Consider the following 19,740-nt stretch of genomic DNA (forward strand, 5'->3'; position numbering starts at 1 on the left):
AAAAAGGTCGATCGCACCCAACCAACCCCAACCGCTAGCCCGAAGTGAGATAACCCCCCCGCAGCCCCGTGGCTCGACGCGGTACAATAAATGCGATCGAACTTAACGCTTATATTGAAAAAGCTACACACAACGCCACAGGAGACAACGGACGTATGGGAAAAGTAGTTGGCATTGACCTCGGAACGACAAACTCAGTAGTAGCCGTCATGGAAGGCGGCAAACCGGTTGTGATTGCCAACGCAGAAGGGATGCGGACAACTCCTTCGGTGGTTGCTTTCACCAAGGAAGGAGAACGCCTTGTCGGACAAATGGCCAGACGCCAAAATGTTCTCAACCCCCAAAACACCTTTTACGCCGTCAAACGGTACATCGGGCGCAAATATACCGAACTGACTCCAGAAGCAAAGCGCGTCCCTTACACAACTCGCCGCGACGACAACGGAAACATCAAAATCAAATGCCCTCGCCTGAAAAAAGATTTCGCCCCAGAGGAAATTTCGGCGATGGTGTTGCGGAAGTTGGCCGATGAAGCCAGCCGCTATCTGGGACAAGAAGTTACGGGGGCTGTAATCACTGTTCCTGCTTATTTCAACGACTCGCAGCGACAGGCGACGCGGGATGCTGGCAGAATTGCCGGACTTGATGTGAAGCGGATTTTAAATGAGCCGACTGCGGCTTCTTTGGCTTACGGTTTGGAAAGGCGAGAAAGTCAAACAATCTTAGTTTTTGATTTGGGCGGCGGTACTTTTGATGTATCTATCTTAGATGTTGGAGATGGAGTATTTGAAGTTAAAGCAACTAGCGGCGATACTCAGTTGGGTGGCAATGATTTTGACTCCAAAATTGTTGATTGGTTGGCTGAACAATTCTTAGAAAAAGAAGGCGTGGATTTACGCAAAAACCGCCAAGCTTTGCAGCGCTTGATCGAAGCGGCAGAAAAAGCAAAAATAGAGCTGTCGGGAGTTGGCGTCACTGAGATTAATTTGCCGTTTATTGATGCAAATGAAGATGGGCCTTTGCATTTGGAAACGCGCTTGACTCGCGGTCAATTTGAGGGGCTGTGCAGCGATTTGGTGCAGCGGATGCGCCGTCCGGTGAAACAAGCTTTGGCTGATGCCAATATGAGTCCTTCTCGGATTGATGAAGTTGTGTTGGTCGGCGGTTCGACTCGCATTCCTTTGGTGCAGGAAATTGTGCGGAGTTTGATCGATCGCGAACCGAATCAAAATGTCAATCCCGATGAGGTTGTGGCGGTGGGTGCTGCTATTCAGGCGGGGATTTTGGGCGGGGATGTCCGGGACGTGCTGCTGTTGGATGTGACGCCCCTGTCCCTGGGCTTGGAAACCATCGGCGGGGTGATGAAAAAACTGATTCCGCGCAATACTACTATTCCAGTTAGGCGATCGGATATTTTTTCGACTGCTGAAAACAACCAAACTGTGGTAGAAGTTCACATCATCCAAGGGGAACGGGAATTAGGTAGAGATAATAAGTCTTTGGGACGGTTTAAATTAACGGGAATTCCGCCGGCACCGCGAGGGATCCCGCAGGTACAAGTGGCTTTTGATATTGATGCTAACGGGATGCTGTTGGTGACTGCTTTGGACAAAACTACCGGCAGGGAACAAAGCATTACTGTGCAAGGTGCTTCGACGCTGAGCCAGCAGGAAGTGAATCAAATGATTCGCGATGCGGAACAGTTTGCTCAAGCTGATAAGTTGCAGCGGGAAAAGGTGGAAAAACGCAATCGCGCTGAGGCTTTGGCTTATCAAGCTGAGCGACAGTTGCGGGAAGTTGCACTCGATCGCGGAATGCAGTTTGCCCAAAAAAGCCGCCAGCGCATTGAAACTTTAATTCGGGAATTGCGAGACAGTTTGGAACGTAAGGATGAGCGGGGAGTTGACCAAGTTGGCTCGGATTTGCAGGATGCTCTTTACGATTTGAGTCGGGAAGTCGCGGCCTTTGCTGATGATGACGATGATGATGATTTCTTTGAGTCTGTGAAGCGGACTTTTACAGGCGATAGTACCAAGCGGCGCAGCGATGACAGCAGCTATTATCAAAATGCTAAGCCCTACAGGCGATCGACAGTCGATCCAATGCCCGATCGCCCTTACGATCGCTCTTACGATCGCGATCGTATGCCAGATCGCGATCGATCTTACGATCGCACACCCGATCGCCCATACGATCGCACACCCGATCGCAGAACCAGCAATAACCGCCCAACTCGCCCCTATCAAAATCAAAGCGACGACTGGGATGACGACGATGATTGGTTGTAATTGAAGGAAGAAGGAAGAAGGAAGAAGGAAGAAGGAAGAAGGAAGAAGGAAGAAGGAAGAAGGAAGAAGGAAGAAGGAAGAAGGAAAATAGCGGATTTTTAGCAGAGAATATGTGACCGCCCTTTTTCCACTTCTTCTGGACTTCTTTTTTCTCTCCTCTACTACACTAGACTTCTTGGAAATAGATAGAGATTACTATAATCAGCAAGGAGAAAACTATATTTTTTTATGAGTCATAGAGAACAATACATCTGGCAGCGGGGTATTTATCTTTGTCAACTTTGCTACGAATTAACCAAATCATTTCATCCATCTGAACTTTATGGTATTACCAGTCAAATTCGCCGTGCATCTGTATCAGTACCAGCTAACATTGCTGAGGGATATGGACGTTTAAACAGTTGACAGTTGACAGTTGACAGTTGACAGTTGACAGCGAAGTGATAAGAACAGAGATTTAAACTCCGTTCTTATCACAATCTGCCTTCATGCTGGGGCTTCAAACCCTTGCTATTCGGTGAGCACGAAAGAGTATATTCGATATTTACAAATAACTCTCGGTTCGCTGCGAGAACTGGATACTCATTTAGTGATTTCTGAAAAAGTGGGGTTAGGAACGCACCAGCAAATATCACCGGTTGTTAAAGAAGTAGATGAAGTCACACGACTAATTGTCAGCACAATCAATAAACTTAAACCAGAATAAAACATCTTTCCCTCTTCCCTCTTCCCTCTTCCTTCTTCCCTCTTCCTTCTTCCTTCTTCCCTCTTCCTTCTTCCTTCTTCCCTCTTCCTTCTTCCTTCTTCCCTCTTCCTTCTTCCTTCTTCCTTCTTCCTTCTCAAATTATGCAAAACTTTCGTAATTACTATCAAATACTGGGAGTGCCCAGAGATGCTACGGCTGACGAGATAAAAAAAGCCTATCGACGACTCGCGAGACAGTTACACCCTGACGTGAATCCCGGAGATAAATCTTCCGAAGATAGGTTTAAAGATATTAATGAAGCTTACGATATTCTTTCCGATCTCGAAAAGCGCGCTCAATACGATCAGTTTAGTAAATTCTGGAAACAAAAGGGATTTCAAGGCAAACAAGGCGTAAAACTTCCCAATTTTACAAGTTGGGGAAATAGTAAAAATAGCCGCAAAAAGCCTGCCGAAGATATCGATTTTAGCGATTACTCAGATTTTAATAAATTTCTCGATCAAGTCCTCGGAAGGCGCCGGGAAGTGAGGATGGCGACAGAGAATGATGCACCGCGAGTTCCCACTTCGGAACCGTGGAATACGGCTTCTAAGAAAACCAGTTATGTTGCTAATTCTCGGGAAGAGAGAAGGGATTTGGACGATCGCGAAATTCGACGCGAAACTCGCGAAATGGACGATCGCGAAATCAGACAAGACATTGATGCGAGGCTGACTCTGCCTTTGGAAAGAGCTTATTCCGGCGGTACCGAGCGCATCCGCTTGGATGACGGGCGGTGGATCGAGGTAAATATGCCTGGGGCGATGGTATCGGGCCAGCGAATTCGCCTGCGAAATCAAGGTATTGGCGGTGGCGATTTGTACTTAAAAATCACCGTTTCTCCCCATCCATTTTTCCGCTTGGAAATGTCGGATATTTGCTGCGAATTGCCACTGACACCCTGCGAAGCGGTACTTGGTGGAGACATTGAAGTGCCGACTCTAGACGGCTTGGTGAAGATGAAACTGCCACCGGGAGTCACGTCTGGGAAGCGGTTGCGGCTGGCGAATAAGGGCTATCCGACTGGAAATGGCGATCGGGGAGATCAGCTAGTAGAAATTCAGGTGTTAATTCCCAAGGAAATTAGTGACGAAGAACGGGAATTGTACGAAAAATTGCGGCAAATTGAGACTTTTAAACCGCGTCAGAATTTGTATGATTAATTGTAGGGTGCGCACTGCGCACCTTACCGAAATGTAGGTGCGCACTGCGCACCTTACCCATCAGCCAATTCCGCCTTGAGGGCGTCAGGGGTTTCCCATCACCCATCACCCATCACCCATCACCCATTACCGATTACCGATTACCGATTACCCATTACCGATTACCCATTACCGATTACCCATTACCGATTACCCATTACCGATTACCGATTACCGATTACCGATTACCGATTACCCATTACCGATTACCCATTACCCATTACCCATTACCGATTACCCATTACCCATTACCCATTACCCATTACCCATTACCTATATGTTCACATTCATCAATCCTAAAACTGATTTTGCCTTCAAAAAAATCTTTGGTTCTGAAAATAGCAAAGACATTCTAATTAGTTTTTTGAATGCCTTGCTATATGACAATCAGCCCACCATCGAAAGTTTAGAAATCGTCGATCCTTATTCATTGCCGCTAATTCGAGGTCTTAAGGATACTTACTTAGATATTAGAGCCAACTTAAATGACGGCACAACTGTCATTATCGAGATGCAGGTTTTGAACGTAGAGGCTTTTGAAAAGCGAATTTTGTACAATGCAGCCAAAGCTTATTCCACGCAATTAGAAACAGCCGATCAATATGTAATGTTGAATCCAGTGATTGCCTTGACAATTACTGATTTTGAAATGTTTGAGGATTTTGACAAAGTAACTTCGCGGTTTGTTCTGAAAGAAAGAGAGTTTTTAAGTGATTATCCTATTTACGATATCGAATTAGTTTTTGTCGAGTTACCCAAGTTTAAAAAAAGTCTGGAGGAGTTAGAAACTTTGACCGACAAATGGCTTTATTTTCTCAAAACTGCCAGAGACTTAAACACAGTACCTGAAACAATGGAAGTTGTGCCAGAAATCAATAAAGCATTTGCAATAGCAAGTAGAGCTAATTTGAATCGTGACGAGTTAAGTGACTTGCTAAAACAGGAGATTTATATCCAAGATCGGCGAGGTGCAATATCTAAAGCAGTGCGAATAGGAACAGAAAAAGGCAGAGAAGAAGGCAGAGAAGAAGGCAGAGAAGAAGGCAGAGAAGAAGGAATCAAAACAGGACAAATAGCACTGATTGTTCGTCTGTTGGAACGCCGTGTAGGTGCTGTCACTCCCGAAGTTCAAAGTCAAATCGGGGAATTGTCGATCGCGAAATTAGAAGATTTAGGAGAAGCTTTGCTCAATTTTACCCAAATCTCGGACTTAGCAGCTTGGCTGGAAACACAAGATTTAGCCGCCCAATAGCCGTTAGCGCAGCCCTCGAAGAGGATCGCACTTTCAGCCATCCTCGATAACATAAGTAGAATTACTGTTGCAAATATTCAGGAACTAGCCGAAAATTAACCCTAAGCTAATTTTCCCACAATACAGGAGCATTCTGCCGCGATGACTCAAATGCCGCCTCAATGCAAAAATCTGCAAGAGCAAGTTGACTCTCTACTGCAACTGCTGCGTCAGGAACCGTCTTTGCGACAACAAGATATCACGGCGGTACAAGCTTCTCTGAAAAAGGCAATTTCTCCCGAGTTTGAGATTGTGTTTGCGGGCGCTTTCAGTGCGGGAAAATCAATGCTGATTAATGCTTTGTTGGAGCGAGAATTGCTCTACAGTGCGGTCGGACACGCAACCGGTACTGAATGCTATATCGCCTACGCTGAATCTACCCAAAAAGAGCGTGTTGTTCTCACTTTTTCGAGCGAAGTTGAGATTCGCCAGCAAGCCTATGCTCTTTGCGAACAGTTAAATTTAACTACTGAAATTGATATTAATCTCACAGATGTAGTTAAAATTTTAGCTCAGGGATGCAGCATAATTATCGAAAAGGAAGGCGGAGAAAATAAATCGGAGAGAGCTAAACAAGCGAAGGCTTTGACTCTACTTTTAGAAGGGTTTGAAGCGAATCGCGATCGCATTCAAGCTGTGGAAAATGCAACTTATTCGATGGAACAGTTTAATTTTTCCAATCTCAAGGAAGCTGCAAGTTACGCGCGGCGCGGTAGCAACAGCGCTGTACTCAAGCGAGTTGAATATTACTGTTACCATCCGCTGCTGCAAGATGGGAATATTATTATTGATACGCCGGGAATTGATGCGCCTGTCAAACAGGATGCGGAATTGACCTATGATAAGATTGAAAGCCCGGATACTTCGGCGGTTGTGTGCGTCTTGAAGGCTGCGTCGTCTGGGGAAATGACGACGGAAGAGACGGAGTTGATGGAAAAAACGCGATCGAATCCCGGAATTCGCGATCGCCTGTTTTACATTTTCAACCGCATTGACGAAACTTGGTACAACGCGCAACTGATCCAGCGCTTGGAAAATCTGATTAATTCCGACTTTCGCGACACCGCCAGAGTCTATAAAACCAGCGGATTGCTGGGATTCTACGGGAGTTTGATAAAAGGGACAACCGGGCGCGATCGCTTTGGTTTGGATAGCATATTTGTCGAAAGTCGCGATCGAGTTGATGCAGACACGAATGCGGATAGTAAAAGTGAAAACACTGAAGAAACACCGCTATTTGTCAGCGAATTTAACCGCTACTGTGCGAATTCCGGGAAACTATCTCCCAGCAAATTTCGGATTTCAGTTAACAGCTACGAAACGCCCAGTCAAAACTACGTGCGGATTCTGGCAGAACAAGGTCAACCATTAATTCAGCAATTAATTCAAGATAGCGGCATCGAAGATTTTCGCACAGCCATCACCGATTATCTCACAAAAGAAAAGCGCCCGCAACTGTTCAGAAATCTCGCTGACGATTTAGAGGATTTGTGCATTCAACTGCGGAAACAATACCAAACAATTCAGCGGAATTTGGACAGCCAGCCCCGCGAAATTGAAGCGATGAAAGCCCAAGAACTTTTACGTCTAAATCAAGAATTGCAGCAAGTCGGACAGGAATTTCGAGAACATATCGCCAAAGAAGTCAATGATATGATTATGAACAGATGCGATATTTTCGATACAGATTTTCGCCAACTGCAATCTCGGATGATTCGCCGCTTGGATGAATTGCTAGATGGATTTTCGGTTGAGGCGGCTTACGGACGAACTTTGATGACTCATCCGCGGAATGCTACTGCACCTTTAATTGCGGTTTTAGTGGAAGCGCTTTATTATTTAGCCAATCAGTTGGAAGATATTTTAGTAGAGGCTACTAAGTCACTGGTTGAGAATTATTTCCAGTATTTAAAAGACAGCATTCGTAAGTCAGAATATTATCGATTACTTTATCGGTTGTTGGGGAATGACGGGGGAATTGAACAGCAGTTAGAGGAGTTGTCACAGCGGGTTTCTCGTGCTTTGGTGAATGCGGCGGGCGTGGAGTGCGATCGCTACGTGCGAGAAAGTCCCCGTTTTTACGACGAAGGCACGTTTTCGATTTACCAATTCCGGGAAACATTGCAGCAAACATCCCAAGGTTTTGACTGCGAAAATATGGTAGACGCGCAACCAGCAATTCGGCAATTATTGAGGCTAGATTTTGAGCCAAAAGTATCGAAAACCATTCGGCAAACTTTCCGCCAAACTGTGAATCAAACGCTGAAAGAGCATTTGTTACCGATGGCGGAACAGCAAGCTGATGATATTTTGCAGAAATACAGTCAAGCCCGCGATTATTTGGAGCAAACTTTGGCACAGGAAGCTGAGGAGAAGATTGCTAAGAATCTGCGGCTGCAAGCTGAGAATGAAGAGAAGATTCAAGAGTACGATCGGGCAGTTTCTGGAATCAATAGTTGTTTGCAGGCGATGAAGTTGCACGAGCATTTGTTGCCTGTAATTGGAGAAAATAATAGCGTTGTTGTGGATTGTGAATGATTGCAATTTTGGCGATCGAAATTACGGCGATTGGAAATCGCGTCTACAGAGACAAAACCCGCCTGCGCGGGTTGAAAGAAAACATTCTTAGTCCGCGGAGGCGGACATTGTTTGTGTAGACGCGAATTCTATTCGCCCGGTATCTTTATTGTGTCGATCGTGCTATAATGACAAGTAAATAGCGATCGCCAATCCTATGAACATTCGCCAAAAACTTCTAACTATAATTGAGCAACTTCCCGATAATAAGTTGGCAATACTTCTCAACCTAGCCCTGTTTTGGACAAGAGGGAAAGAATCTATTCAACCGATGCTTGAATCTCAAGCTTATCAAGAGTGGCTGAGTGCGGAAAATGACATTTATGACGAACTATTTGCCAGCTAATTCATCAAACATCCGCGTTAATCAGCGTTCATCAGCGGTTAAAAATAATGTCTAAAACCCCGAGAATCCGCATTCCTCCAGAAGTCAGAAAATACGTATTCACCCGCAACAAATATCAGTGCCAAAGCTGCGGCCAAACCAAACTAGAAGCAGAACTGTCGATCGATCATATCATCCCCCTAGCCCGCGGCGGCAGCAACGACATCAGCAACCTGCAAACCCTCTGCTGCACCTGCAACCAAAGGAAAACCGACAAACTAGACCCGCGCTTTAAGCGACACTTTGACCTGTGATATTTAGTATAATAAGTTTGACCGTTTGATATGGAAATTGCACTCTGCCATGCGATCGCACTTTTAACTCCTAGCTAGGATAACTGCAATGCTCACAAAAACAGTTGACATACAAGAAGCACAAACAAATTTAAAAGAGTTATTATCTCTAGCACTTAAAGGTATAGAGGTTGTTCTCACAGAAGGTGGTATTCCCCTTGTACGATTAGCGCCCATTGCATCCCCAGCTAAGCCGCGCACAGCAGGATTGCACGCTGGAACAATCTGGACAAGTGAGGATTTTGATGAACCGTTATCTGATGAATTCTGGACAGGGAATCTATGAGATTACTCCTCGATACTCATACCTTCATTTGGTGGGACAGTTCCCCGCAAAGACTTTCACCAAAAGCTCTTGCCTTGTGTCAAAATCCAGAAAATACTTTGCTTGTAAGTGTTGCCAGCATTTGGGAAATCCAAATCAAGCTCCAACTTGGTAAACTAAGTCTGAATCTGCCTTTAACAGAAGTGATAGAAAGCCAGCAAGTGACTAACAATATAGAATTGCTACCTATTACTATTGCTCATGTTTTAGCCTTGAATAACTTACCAACTCATCACAAAGATCCCTTCGATCGCCTATTGATTGCTCAAGCCAATATAGAAGACGCTGTGTTAGTGAGTTGCGATTCGATATTTGCCAAATATCCGGTCAACATTGACTGGTAACTCCTACCATCGATAATACCGATAAGGATCGTCCCCATTCTCAAAATCTGTCTTATAATCCGGGTGATAAAACTCCTGACTCGAACCGTTAAATACAGCACCATCGGCCCTAAAACTTGCCCCTAAATTAGCTAAAATCTGAGCATTTGCCCGAGTTTGCCGCCAGCGAGTAAAACGCAAATAAGTCTTAGCATCAGCATTCAAACTATCCGGGTCAATTTGAGAGAAAATCGCCACGCCCTTACCTACAGCAACCCGGCTTAACAAACCGTCAGCACCGATTTCTCCCCCAGACTTAATCAACCAAGTATCATAAAAAGAGCGCGATCGCAAATCCGAACCGCTAAGCCCCTTCACCTCATCCCAACCAGGCACCGCCAGCGAACCCCCGAAATCCTTCGCCTGCTGCAAACCCACGCCCAAACCCGCAACAGGTACTTGACGCGGCAAGAAAAACGCATTCCCGCCACCATTCAAATAAGCACGCAAATCTGCATCTTTCAGATTCGCTTCGGCACCCACAATCGCCAAACCAGCATCCTGAGAAAGCGCATTAGCCCGCTGATAAATTACCCCCAAACTGTCCAACTTCTTGGCATCTTTGTCTCCCCCAATTAAAACCACCTTATCCGGCTTTCCAAGCATTGGAGAATTCGTCCCGTAACTCACAAGTTGCTGGACTAACTGCGCCGCCCCACCATCTACAGAATAATGGTCTTCCACATCCAACTCGTTTAAAATCAGCCGCCCTTTTCCATAATCCAATTCCATCAGCGGCGAATAAGCTAAATCAAACTCTGATTCCAAAATTGGTCGCCAACCGCTGCGGTGCGGCTTCTCAATTGAAGCGCTGCTGACTGCGCCGCGATTTCCCCAATGCCAGCCGTACCAAGGCATATTTGCTGGACTCAATCTCGATCCAGTTTGAGTTGTATCTGGATAAGCTTCAACCAGCGTACTTTCCCCCATCCAATCCCGCAAATCTTCACCGTCTAAACCGATAATTGCTGGATGATTGCTGTCAACTGGATAGGCGCGGCGGCTGACGTGTTCGGCAACCCGCAAACCCATGTTTTTCAACCATTCCCGGCGCTGAGGAAACACCATTGTTTTGCCGCCGTTTCGCACGAAATTTTCTAAATTTCCTGGCAAATTTTGCCCGCTAGAAAAAGCTTCCCTACCGATAATTAATAGCGATAAAACTTGCGAACCATTCCAAGGCACCAGACTATAACCTAACTGCTTTAACATTGCCGATGTTTTGCCAACTGGATCGAAGATTGTTAGCGTATCCTTGATTTTGGCTTGATTGGCAAACACCCGGAAAGGAAATGTATCAGAATGCGGCCGATCGCCAATTCGTGCAGTTAAACTAATTTCGCCGTCAGCTTTGCTAGAAATTGTATTTGGCAATTTCACGTCAATTGGGAAAAATAGCGTGCCTGCTGTGTCAATTTTCCCCTTCTTCTCCCCAGTTGCTACCTCTTCTCCCCCGACCATAACTCGCCAATTTAATGCAAAATCTTGCTGCGCTCTGGTATCGTTAATTAATACTATTTGCTTAGCCAATTTGCTGCCTGCAAAAAAGCTGTGATCTTTGGCAGCAAAAGCCTGATTAGCACCAGCAATCCAAGCTAAAGTCGGGCCGTTATTCTTCATAATTGCCTCCCCTGCCGGATAAATTTTGTAAGCTTCTGGTTGCAAATGATGCATCAGATTGTTGGACACTTGCTTCAAATAAACACCTCGGCGACCCGATTGAAATCCTCCCAGATCTACCTTGGTTCTGCCAGCATCCGAAACATCCCAACCGTGTCCTTGCTGCCAAGGAATCATGCCCCCAGACATTCCAAAAGTCCGCCAAGTCCGCCAAGTATTCGTACTGAATAAATACTGCAACTTTTGAAAAGCAGGTGCAAAATCTAAATCCTTGCTCATGTGCCAGCTTTTATACTGCATATCCTTGACAAATTGCTCGCGAATTTTACGTTTATAAGTGGGAGTTTCTAAGTCGTAAGCTTGTTTGCCAAAGTAAATTGCTGCAAATTCAGTCATCCAAGGTTCGCTAACAATCACCTTATCAAAACCTTGGCGGTTCCGCATCATGGTCGCGTGCAGAGGCGTGCCAAATTCTACTACCATGTAGGGCATTTCTCCGGTTTTACTCCACTCTGAAATCCATTCTTCCCTTTCTTGTAACGGCATCACATTTAAATAAGAATTTAGCGAATAAACATCGCCAAAAGTGCCGCCTTGATGTACCATTACAGGTCTGGTTGGGTCTACAGATTTCATAGCAGCAAAAGCTTCATTTCCCAGGGGGGTTTTTGCCCGCAAACGCTGGTCTTCGACGGGGCCGATTGTTCCTTCTACTGTTTTCTTGCCGATGCGGCGGGGATTTTGGTCGTCACCGTTGCCGAAATAATTGGGACTTGTTGCCCACATTAATACTGAGGGATGATTGCGGTAGCGGCGCATTTCTGCTGTCATTCGCCCTTTCCAGCGATCGATAATTTGGCGGTTATTCCATTGTTCGCTCCAAGCTATGGGAGTAATATCTAATGCGGGCGCCATAATTGGAAAACCTTTGAGATCGGCGCGTTCGGAAAATAGTTCTCTGAAGTGCCATCTACCCCGTTCGTCGTGATTCCAAGGCCAGATTTCTGCTATATTGAAACCAGCTTTTACATAGGCGTCTATTAAACTGTCTGAAACTTCTACTGTGCCACCTTCCCATGTATCGGAATGCAAGGCGGGACGCAGGCGAAACTCGGTGCCATTTAAGAAAAATTTGCGCCCTTGTACCCAAAATTCCCGGAAGCCGAAGGGTTGGTTGTATTGCGTGTTAACGCCGCTGCCTGTTACTTCTAATTGCAGGGTGTAGAGGTTGGGTTTGCCGGCATCCCAAAGGCGGGGACTTTGCCAATCCCACTGGACTTTTACGGTTTGAATTGGTTTGGCTTGAACGGTTGCAGTGCCTGTAAATTTTTGTTCGACTTTGCCTTTTTCGTCGAGCATTTGCGCTACAAGCTGAACTTGACCGTTTTGGGTAATGTCTTTGAGTTCTACATCTAATTTAATTTGCTTTTTTCTGGTGGAAGTTTGGACGTATACATCGCTAACTAGCGGGCCTGGGGCCACGCTAAGAACCCTGACTTCGCCGATGATTCCCCGCGATTGCAAGTTGGATTTTGTGGTGTATATTTCTGTGGGACTCATGATCACGGCTTTGTCTTTTTCGTCGGAGACTGCCGCGACTAAAATAGATATTGTATTTTGACCTGGTTTGGCTACTTTGGTAATTTCAATATTGCCGTAGGGCCATTCGATTTGACCGCAGTTAATGCCGTTGACAAAGATAATTGCATCGGTGCTGACTCTGGCTAAGTCGATAAAAATGCGGCGGTTTTTCCACTCGCCGGGAATGTCTATTTTTTTCTGATACCAAGCTTTTGATAGTTGTTTGCTGTTGAAGTTTTCCCAGTCTTTGCCGGTGCCGCGAGTGATGATTCCGGGTATGAATTCGTTTTTTTCTTCTTGCCAGTCTCCGGGTACTTGGATGGAGCCCCAATTTGGGGAGGCGGGGGGACTTTGGGGGTTGCCTGTGGCGGGGACAAATTGCCAGGTGCCGTTGAGATAGATTTGGTTGCGCTGGTTGTCGATCGCGCTGGCGGTAGCTGTAGTAAGATTCGGAAAGCCGATCGACATTACTGAGTTGGTGACCGAGTTGGGATTTTGCACCGCGTAACCGATGAATCCGAAGACGATGGCGGCTGCGAAAAATAATCCGATAATTTTTGCCAGCTTGTGATTCATCGTAAGTTCCTCCCAGAAATCAACTTATCCAGTTTGTCTCTTCATTTATCATAAGCTGCTGCGCGCATCAATTGCTTGGTTTCGACGAGTGGACAAAGGGGAAAGTGGGAGATGGGGAGAGTGGGAGAGGGGGGGAGTGGGAGAGGGGGAGAAAGGGGAGAAAGGGGAGAAAGGGGAGACGTGGGAGGGAGCATCTCAGTTTTGCATTTATTATAGTGCGAGCGTCCCCGCTCGCGTATTGTAAAATACGCGAGCGGGGACGCTCGCACTCAAAGAAAAAATGCTTTTTACAAAAATGAGATGCTCCTGAGGGGGAGATTGGGAGAGGGGGAGATTGGGAGTATTTTTCTGATTCTCTGTGACTAATGACTGATGACTGATGATAAGGTTTGCGAGCGGGGACAGCACTGATGACTAATGACTGATGAGGGCGGGCACGCACCATCCACCGCCCCTACTGACTAATGACTAATGACTAATGACTAATGACTACTATCAACTGTCAACTGTCAACTGTCAACTGACTTCAGAAAATCTATCTGTGGGAAGATGGCACGGCGCCGACAAATGTGGTTTGTTATAGAAAAAACACATAATTTTTTTTAACCATGTTGTTTTATAGGCACAAACAGAAATAGTGCGATCGCGCCATCGCTACAGGTCAAAAAAAAATGAGTCGGTTTCAGGTCTTGCCTTTACCCATTAAATCTTACAGCATTGCTACATTTACCGCAGGCACGGCCTTACTGCTGACAACTCTGTTACTGTTTGCACTTCAGGCAACTCCTGCAATCTTACTTCTTGCCGCTGCAATGGTTGGCGGCTGGTATGCTGGTTTAAAGTCCGCAGAACAAGAACTAGAAATAGAACGCCAGATTATTTCAAAAGTAACTGATACCACAGCTTGCTTGATTGTAGTTCTCGACAGTCGAGGACGGATTGTGCGATTCAACCAAGCTTGCGAAAAAACAACTGGCTACTCGGTAGCAGAAGTTCTGGATAAATATGTTTGGGATCTGTTCTTGATTCCCGAAGAAGTTGAGGCAGCTCAAACAGTTTTTGCTAATCTAAACGCAGAAGTTGTTTACAGCGAATATCAAAACTATTGGCGCACTAAAAATGGATCCAAGCGCTTCATTTCTTGGTCGAATACAGTGATGCTGGGTATTGATGGCTTGGTAGAATATGCGATCGCAAGTGGTATCGATATTACCGATCGCAAATTAGCAGAAATAGCCTTGGCTTCATCCTACGCCAAGCTAGAAAACCGCGTCAAACAGCGCACGGCTGAGCTAACAGTAGCTAAAGAAGCGCTGCAAGCTCAAGAAGAACGATTTCGCTGTTTAAGTTCCTGTTCGCCTGTGGGAATTTTTATGGCAGATTTTGAGGGGCGCTACACCTATGCAAACCCTCGCACTCAGGCGATTTGTGGCTTGAGTTTGGCAGAACTTTTAGGAGATGGTTGGGAGAATTGCATTCACCCGAAAGACCGCGATCGCGTATTGAGCCGATGGCTGGATTATACTCGGGAACTTGGGGAATATGCGATCGAATATCGCTTGCAAACAGCAGAGGGGATTGTGCGCTGGATTAATGTTGGTTCGGCGCCGATGTTCTCCGACTGTGGGGCACTCATCGGACACGTGGGTACGGTGCGAGATATTACTGAAAGACAGCAAACACAAGCAGCTTTGTCTAGCAGCGAACAGCAACTGAGAACGTTGCTAGAAAATACGCCCGATGTGATTATCCGCACCGATAAAGAACTGCGTTATATTTATGTCAACGAAGCAGTTGCTAGAACTCAAGGAAAACCAATTTCATTCTTCCTCGGAAAAACCAGTCAAGAGCTAGGAATGCCGCCGGAACTTTGCCAGAGGTGGGATGAAACTCTCCGCAAAGTGCTAGAAACTGGTCGAGAAGAAGTCATCGAATTTCAGGCTTACTCAACCGACGGCATCAGAAGTTATCAATCTCGCGTAGTTCCAGAGTTTGACAAAGACGGCGTACCAGAATCGGCGTTAATTGTTGCCCGCGATATCACAGAACTCAAACTTACAGAAAGTCAAAGATTGCAGTTGGCAACCGAGCAAGCAGCCCGAGAAAAAGCCCAAATAGAACAGCAGCGATCGGCATTTTTGGCAGAAGTTAGCAAAATTTTGGCTGCTGCGTTTGACGGAGAAACAGTGCTGCAAAATGTCGCTGAATTAGCAGTTAATTCTGTTGCCGATGGGTGCTGCATTCATTTGACCGAAACTGACTCAAAAGTCCGCAAAGTCGCTGTGGCTCACGCAGAAGCCTCTACGGTTGATACGATTAATAAGTTGAGAGTTTGCAGCCCGATCGCCTTTGATGCTGTTAACGGCTATCCGCTGGTAATTCGCACCGGCAAATCCCAACTAATTGCCGAAGTGGATGAGGAGATTTTAGCAGCAGCAGCCGAAAATGCAGCAGAAATTGAAATGCTACGCGCGGCGAAGCTATCCCGTAGGGAATCGCTCAATATCGGTTCTCACGCTTGCGTACCGCTGAAGGCGCGCGGGCGGGTAATGGGTGCGATCACTTGCTTTACCTCAAAGTTGGGGCGCCGCTACAGTGCAGAAGATATGGCAATGCTAGAAGATTTAGCATACCGCGTGGCGATCGCCCTGGACAACGCCAGACTTTATGCAGAAGCGCAGCAAGCACTAGCTCAAACATCGCAATCCTTCGCCTTAATTGACTCGCTGTTAGAAGCATCTCCCCTAGCGATTTGCTTTCTCGATCGCGAAATGCGATTCATCCGCATCAATCAAGTATTAGCAGAACTCAACGGTTTGACAGCAGAACAGCATCTCGGTCAAGACTACCGCCAATTGTTGCCAGAATCCGCTGCCGAGTTTGCACCAATAATTCAGCAAGTTCTAGAAACCGGCGAACCTGTTTTAAATGTAGAAGTCAGCGGCGAACATGGGGGAAGACCCGGATATTTCGGCTACTGGCTCGCCAACTACTACCCGGTGAAAAATGAAAGGGGAGAAATCATCGGCGCTGGCATAATTATCGCAGATGTTACCGCAGCCAAACAAACAGAATTAGCTTTGCGGGAAAGTGAAATGCGCTTCCGCAGCGTGGTAGATTCTAACATGATCGGCATTGGTTTCTGGGAGGCGGGCGGCGAAATTACCGAAGCTAATAACGCCTTGCTGGACATGATTGGATATACGAGAGAAGACTTAATTTCAGGAAAAATCCACTGGAGCAATATCACGCCGCCGGAATACGCAGAACTCGATCGCGCAGCCCTCGCCCAAGTCGCAGCATCAGGAAGTTGCGAGCCTTTTGAAAAAGAATACATCCGCAAAGACGGCACGCGCTTCCCAGTTTTTGTCGGCGCCGGACACTTGCAAGGATGCACAGACAAAGGATCGTTCTTCGTGGTCGATATCACCGATCGCAAACAAGCTCAAAACCAGATCCGAGAAAACGAAATTCGCATTAGCAACCAACTAGCAGAACTCGACTTAGTTTACAACACCACACCAGTCGGGCTGTGCTTTCTCGATACCAATTTGCGCTACATCCGCATGAACGAATGCCTCGCTGCGATCAACGGCCGCACGATCGCAGATCACATCGGGCGCACCGTCAGAGAAGCGATACCGGAACTTGCCAATCTGGTAGAGCCGATTTACCGCCAAGTGCTCGCTACGCAAACCCCCGTACTCGACATGGAACTTAAGGCCGAAACCCTTCAACAGCCGGGAGTTGTGCGGGATTGGCAAGTCAGCTTTTACCCCGTGATCGATGAATCGGGAACGCTGTTGGGAGTCAGCAGCGTGGTTGCCGAAATTACCGATCGCAACCAAGCAAAACGGGTAATCCAGCAAAGCGAAGCTTTATTCCGCCGACTGTTAGACTCAAATATTTTCGGAGTCGCGATCGGCGATTTTACCGGCCGCATCGCCTACGCCAACGACTCCCTGCTCAACATGGTGGGCTATACTCGCTTAGACGTGCTCTCCGGTCAAATGCGGTGGGACAATATGACCCCCTCCGAATACCTCCACCTCGACGCCCGGGCGGCCGGGGAACTGCGGGCGTCGGGAGTCGCAACTCCTTTTAAGAAAGAGTACATCCGCAAAGATGGCAGCCGCGTGCCGGTGCTGATGGGCGCGACGACTTTGTGCCCTGACAAGGGCGAACCAGAGACGATCGTCGGATTCTACATTGACTTGACCGAAATCTCGCGGGTGGAAGCAGAACTCAAAAACAATCAACAACGGCTGCAAATCGCTCAGCAAGCAGGCAAAATCGGAACTTTTGAATGGAACGTCCAAACGGGCGAACTCGCGTGTACGCCGGAGTTAGAGGCTTTGTACGGGCTGCCGGCCGGCGGTTTCCAGAGCAGCTATCAAAATTTGCTGGCAATGGTGCATCCAGACGATCGCACTTTCACCGAACAGCAGGTACTGGCTGCGGCGACGAACGGCGAGGAATTAAACATCGAGTTCCGCATCTGCCGCTCGGATAGCAGCGTCGCCTGGATTGCTTGCAGGGCTAAGGTGTTTCAGGACGAGCGCGGTTTGCCCCTGCGGACTATCGGCGTGAACGTCGATATCACCGATCGCAAACAAGCAGAAGAGGCGCGATCGCAAATCAATCAAACTTTGGAAGCCTTGATCCAGGCTTGTCCCCTAGCAATTACCGTTTTCGGCGCCGAGGACGGCATTGTAAAAATGTGGAACCCAGCCGCTGAGAGGATTTTTGGCTGGCCAGAATCCGAGGCGGTAGGTAAATTTTTGCCCAGCGTTCCCCCAGACAAGCGGGAGGAATTTATGGAGAATTTGAAAGGAATTCGCGCTGGAAATGCGATCGCCGGCATGGAAACCCAGCGCCAAAGAAAAGACGGCACCTCGATCGACATCGGTTTGTGGGCAACTCCAGTCCGCGACGCCAAGGGTAACATTAACTGTATGTCGATCGTCGCCGACATCAGCGATCGCAAGCAAGTCGAGGCAGAACTCGCTCAGTTGCTCGATCGCGAACAAGCCGCGCGGGCAGAAGCAGAAGCCATCAACCGCCGGAAAGACGAGTTTCTAGCCACTCTTTCCCACGAACTCCGCACGCCTTTAAACGCAATTCTGGGTTGGGCCCAAATGCTCCGCACCCGCCCGTACACACCAGATTCTTTAGCTTGCGGTTTGGAAGCGATCGAGCGTCAGTCGAGGGTGCAAACGCAGCTAGTCGAAGATTTGCTCGATGTTTCCCGGATTATTCAAGGCAAGCTGGTTCTAAAACCCGGCTGGTTCGTCATGACAAAGACGATCGAAGTTGCCCTCAATTGTGTCAGTTTCGCCGCTCAGGCTAAGTCTGTGACTGTTTCCTCGGAATTTGACCCCGCAATCAGTTTGATGTGGGGCGACGCCCAGAGGTTGCAGCAGGTAGTCTCGAATTTGCTGACTAACGCCGTCAAGTTTACGCCATCCGGGGGAACAGTCCAACTGCGTTTGTCTGCGGTAGCTGTTGCTAATTCCCCATCACCTAATTACATACAAATTATTGTTAGCGATACCGGCAAAGGCATTTCTGCTGAGTTTCTGCCCTACGTGTTCGATCGCTTCCGACAAGCAGATGGCTCAATTACTAAGGCTTACGGGGGTTTGGGACTGGGATTGGCGATCGTCGAGCACTTGGTGGAACTTCACGGCGGCACTGTACGCGCCGAAAGTCCCGGAGAGGGACTCGGGGCGACATTTACAGTAATGCTGCCCCTGAAACAGCGTCGGAGTCAGCAGCCGCAGTTGATAGAGGAAAGGCAATTAGCTGCCGTGAGTCCTGGTATTTTGGCTGGTTTAAAGGTATTGGTAGTTGATGACGAACCCGACAACCGCGAGTTTTTGGTTTTGGCGCTGAAACAGTTGGGGGCTCTGGCGATGGCTGCTGCTTCAGCCCAAGAGGCGATCGACATTTTACAGCAGTCGCCGCCGGATATTTTAGTCAGCGACATCGGGATGCCGGTTGAGGATGGCTACTCGTTAATCCGCAAAGTGCGATCGTCCGAATCTGACAAAATCAAGCGCTTGGCCGCTGTGGCGCTGACAGCTTATGCTAGCGAACAAGACCGGCATCGGGCGATCGAGGCCGGTTACGACGAACACTTAGCAAAGCCGATCGATTCTGCTCGATTCGCCACAGTTTTAGCTCAGTTAAAAACCTTACACTAACAGAAGGTACGTAGTTGCGCTTGAGCGCTCCTCCAGGTACGTAGTTGCGCTTAAGCGCTCCGGAAAGGTACGTAGTTGCGCTTGAGCGCTCCGGAAAGGTACGTAGTTGCGCTTAAGCGCTCCGGAAAGGTACGTAGTTGCGCTTGAGCGCTCTGAGCTTACATATAACCAAGAGCGCTTAAGCGCAACTACATACCTAAATCAAGAGCGCTTAAGCGCAACTACATACCTAAATCAAGAGCGCTTAAGCGCAACTACATACCTAAAT

The 19,740-nt window shown here is 47.3% G+C and carries 13 protein-coding genes; 12 read left to right on the forward strand and 1 reads right to left on the reverse strand.

Annotation, left to right across the window (positions count from 1 at the left end; all coding sequences use genetic code 11):
• Positions 1-155: 155 nt before the first annotated feature.
• The 11 genes from dnaK (at position 156) to JGK22_RS20210 (ending at position 9,450) form a co-directional block, all read left to right on the forward strand.
• Complete coding sequence (gene dnaK / locus JGK22_RS20160) at positions 156-2,288, forward strand: molecular chaperone DnaK (RefSeq protein WP_293204938.1); 2,133 nt, start codon at positions 156-158, stop codon at positions 2,286-2,288.
• Entirely contained in the window at positions 2,279-2,404 is a 126-nt protein-coding gene (locus JGK22_RS20165) for a hypothetical protein (protein WP_293192096.1), read from the forward strand. The genes dnaK and JGK22_RS20165 overlap by 10 nt, the downstream gene beginning before the upstream one ends.
• 112 nt (positions 2,405-2,516) lie before the next feature.
• Positions 2,517-2,693 (forward strand): four helix bundle protein, encoded by a 177-nt coding sequence (locus JGK22_RS20170; protein ID WP_293183382.1) that lies wholly within the window; start codon positions 2,517-2,519, stop codon positions 2,691-2,693.
• A 112-nt stretch (positions 2,694-2,805) separates the two neighbouring features.
• On the forward strand, positions 2,806-2,994 hold the full coding sequence (locus JGK22_RS20175; RefSeq protein ID WP_293183384.1) for a four helix bundle protein: 189 nt from the start codon (positions 2,806-2,808) through the stop codon (positions 2,992-2,994).
• A 140-nt stretch (positions 2,995-3,134) separates the two neighbouring features.
• Positions 3,135-4,196 (forward strand): J domain-containing protein, encoded by a 1,062-nt coding sequence (locus JGK22_RS20180; protein WP_293313488.1) that lies wholly within the window; start codon positions 3,135-3,137, stop codon positions 4,194-4,196.
• A 316-nt stretch (positions 4,197-4,512) separates the two neighbouring features.
• A complete protein-coding gene (locus JGK22_RS20185; RefSeq protein WP_293183388.1) occupies positions 4,513-5,487 on the forward strand; it encodes an Rpn family recombination-promoting nuclease/putative transposase in 975 nt (324 codons plus the stop codon).
• Positions 5,488-5,637: 150 nt separating this feature from the next.
• Positions 5,638-8,064 carry a dynamin family protein gene (locus JGK22_RS20190; RefSeq protein WP_363319096.1) on the forward strand — a complete coding sequence of 809 codons (2,427 nt, stop codon included), beginning with the start codon at positions 5,638-5,640 and terminating at the stop codon, positions 8,062-8,064.
• A gap of 196 nt (positions 8,065-8,260) precedes the next feature.
• On the forward strand, positions 8,261-8,449 hold the full coding sequence (locus JGK22_RS20195; RefSeq protein WP_293204895.1) for a hypothetical protein: 189 nt from the start codon (positions 8,261-8,263) through the stop codon (positions 8,447-8,449).
• A 47-nt stretch (positions 8,450-8,496) separates the two neighbouring features.
• Entirely contained in the window at positions 8,497-8,742 is a 246-nt protein-coding gene (locus JGK22_RS20200; protein ID WP_293204892.1) for an HNH endonuclease, read from the forward strand.
• Positions 8,743-8,830: 88 nt separating this feature from the next.
• The gene (locus JGK22_RS20205) at positions 8,831-9,067 is read left to right on the forward strand and encodes a toxin-antitoxin (TA) system antitoxin (protein WP_293183398.1); all 237 of its coding nucleotides are present in this window, start codon (positions 8,831-8,833) and stop codon (positions 9,065-9,067) included.
• On the forward strand, positions 9,064-9,450 hold the full coding sequence (locus JGK22_RS20210; RefSeq protein ID WP_293183400.1) for a type II toxin-antitoxin system VapC family toxin: 387 nt from the start codon (positions 9,064-9,066) through the stop codon (positions 9,448-9,450). The genes JGK22_RS20205 and JGK22_RS20210 overlap by 4 nt, the downstream gene beginning before the upstream one ends.
• A 3-nt stretch (positions 9,451-9,453) precedes the next feature.
• Here JGK22_RS20210 and JGK22_RS20215 read toward each other — a convergent pair whose 3' ends face one another.
• Positions 9,454-13,266 carry a sugar-binding domain-containing protein gene (locus tag JGK22_RS20215; protein ID WP_293204890.1) on the reverse strand — a complete coding sequence of 1,271 codons (3,813 nt, stop codon included), beginning with the start codon at positions 13,264-13,266 and terminating at the stop codon, positions 9,454-9,456.
• Between the two features lie 671 nt (positions 13,267-13,937).
• Between JGK22_RS20215 and JGK22_RS20220 the strand changes: the two genes are divergently transcribed.
• Positions 13,938-19,472 carry a PAS domain S-box protein gene (locus tag JGK22_RS20220; RefSeq protein WP_293313490.1) on the forward strand — a complete coding sequence of 1,845 codons (5,535 nt, stop codon included), beginning with the start codon at positions 13,938-13,940 and terminating at the stop codon, positions 19,470-19,472.
• Positions 19,473-19,740 lie beyond the last annotated feature (268 nt).

The sequence above is a fragment of the Microcoleus sp. PH2017_08_TRC_O_A genome, from assembly GCF_020738665.1.
In the GTDB taxonomy this organism is placed as follows: domain Bacteria; phylum Cyanobacteriota; class Cyanobacteriia; order Cyanobacteriales; family Microcoleaceae; genus Microcoleus.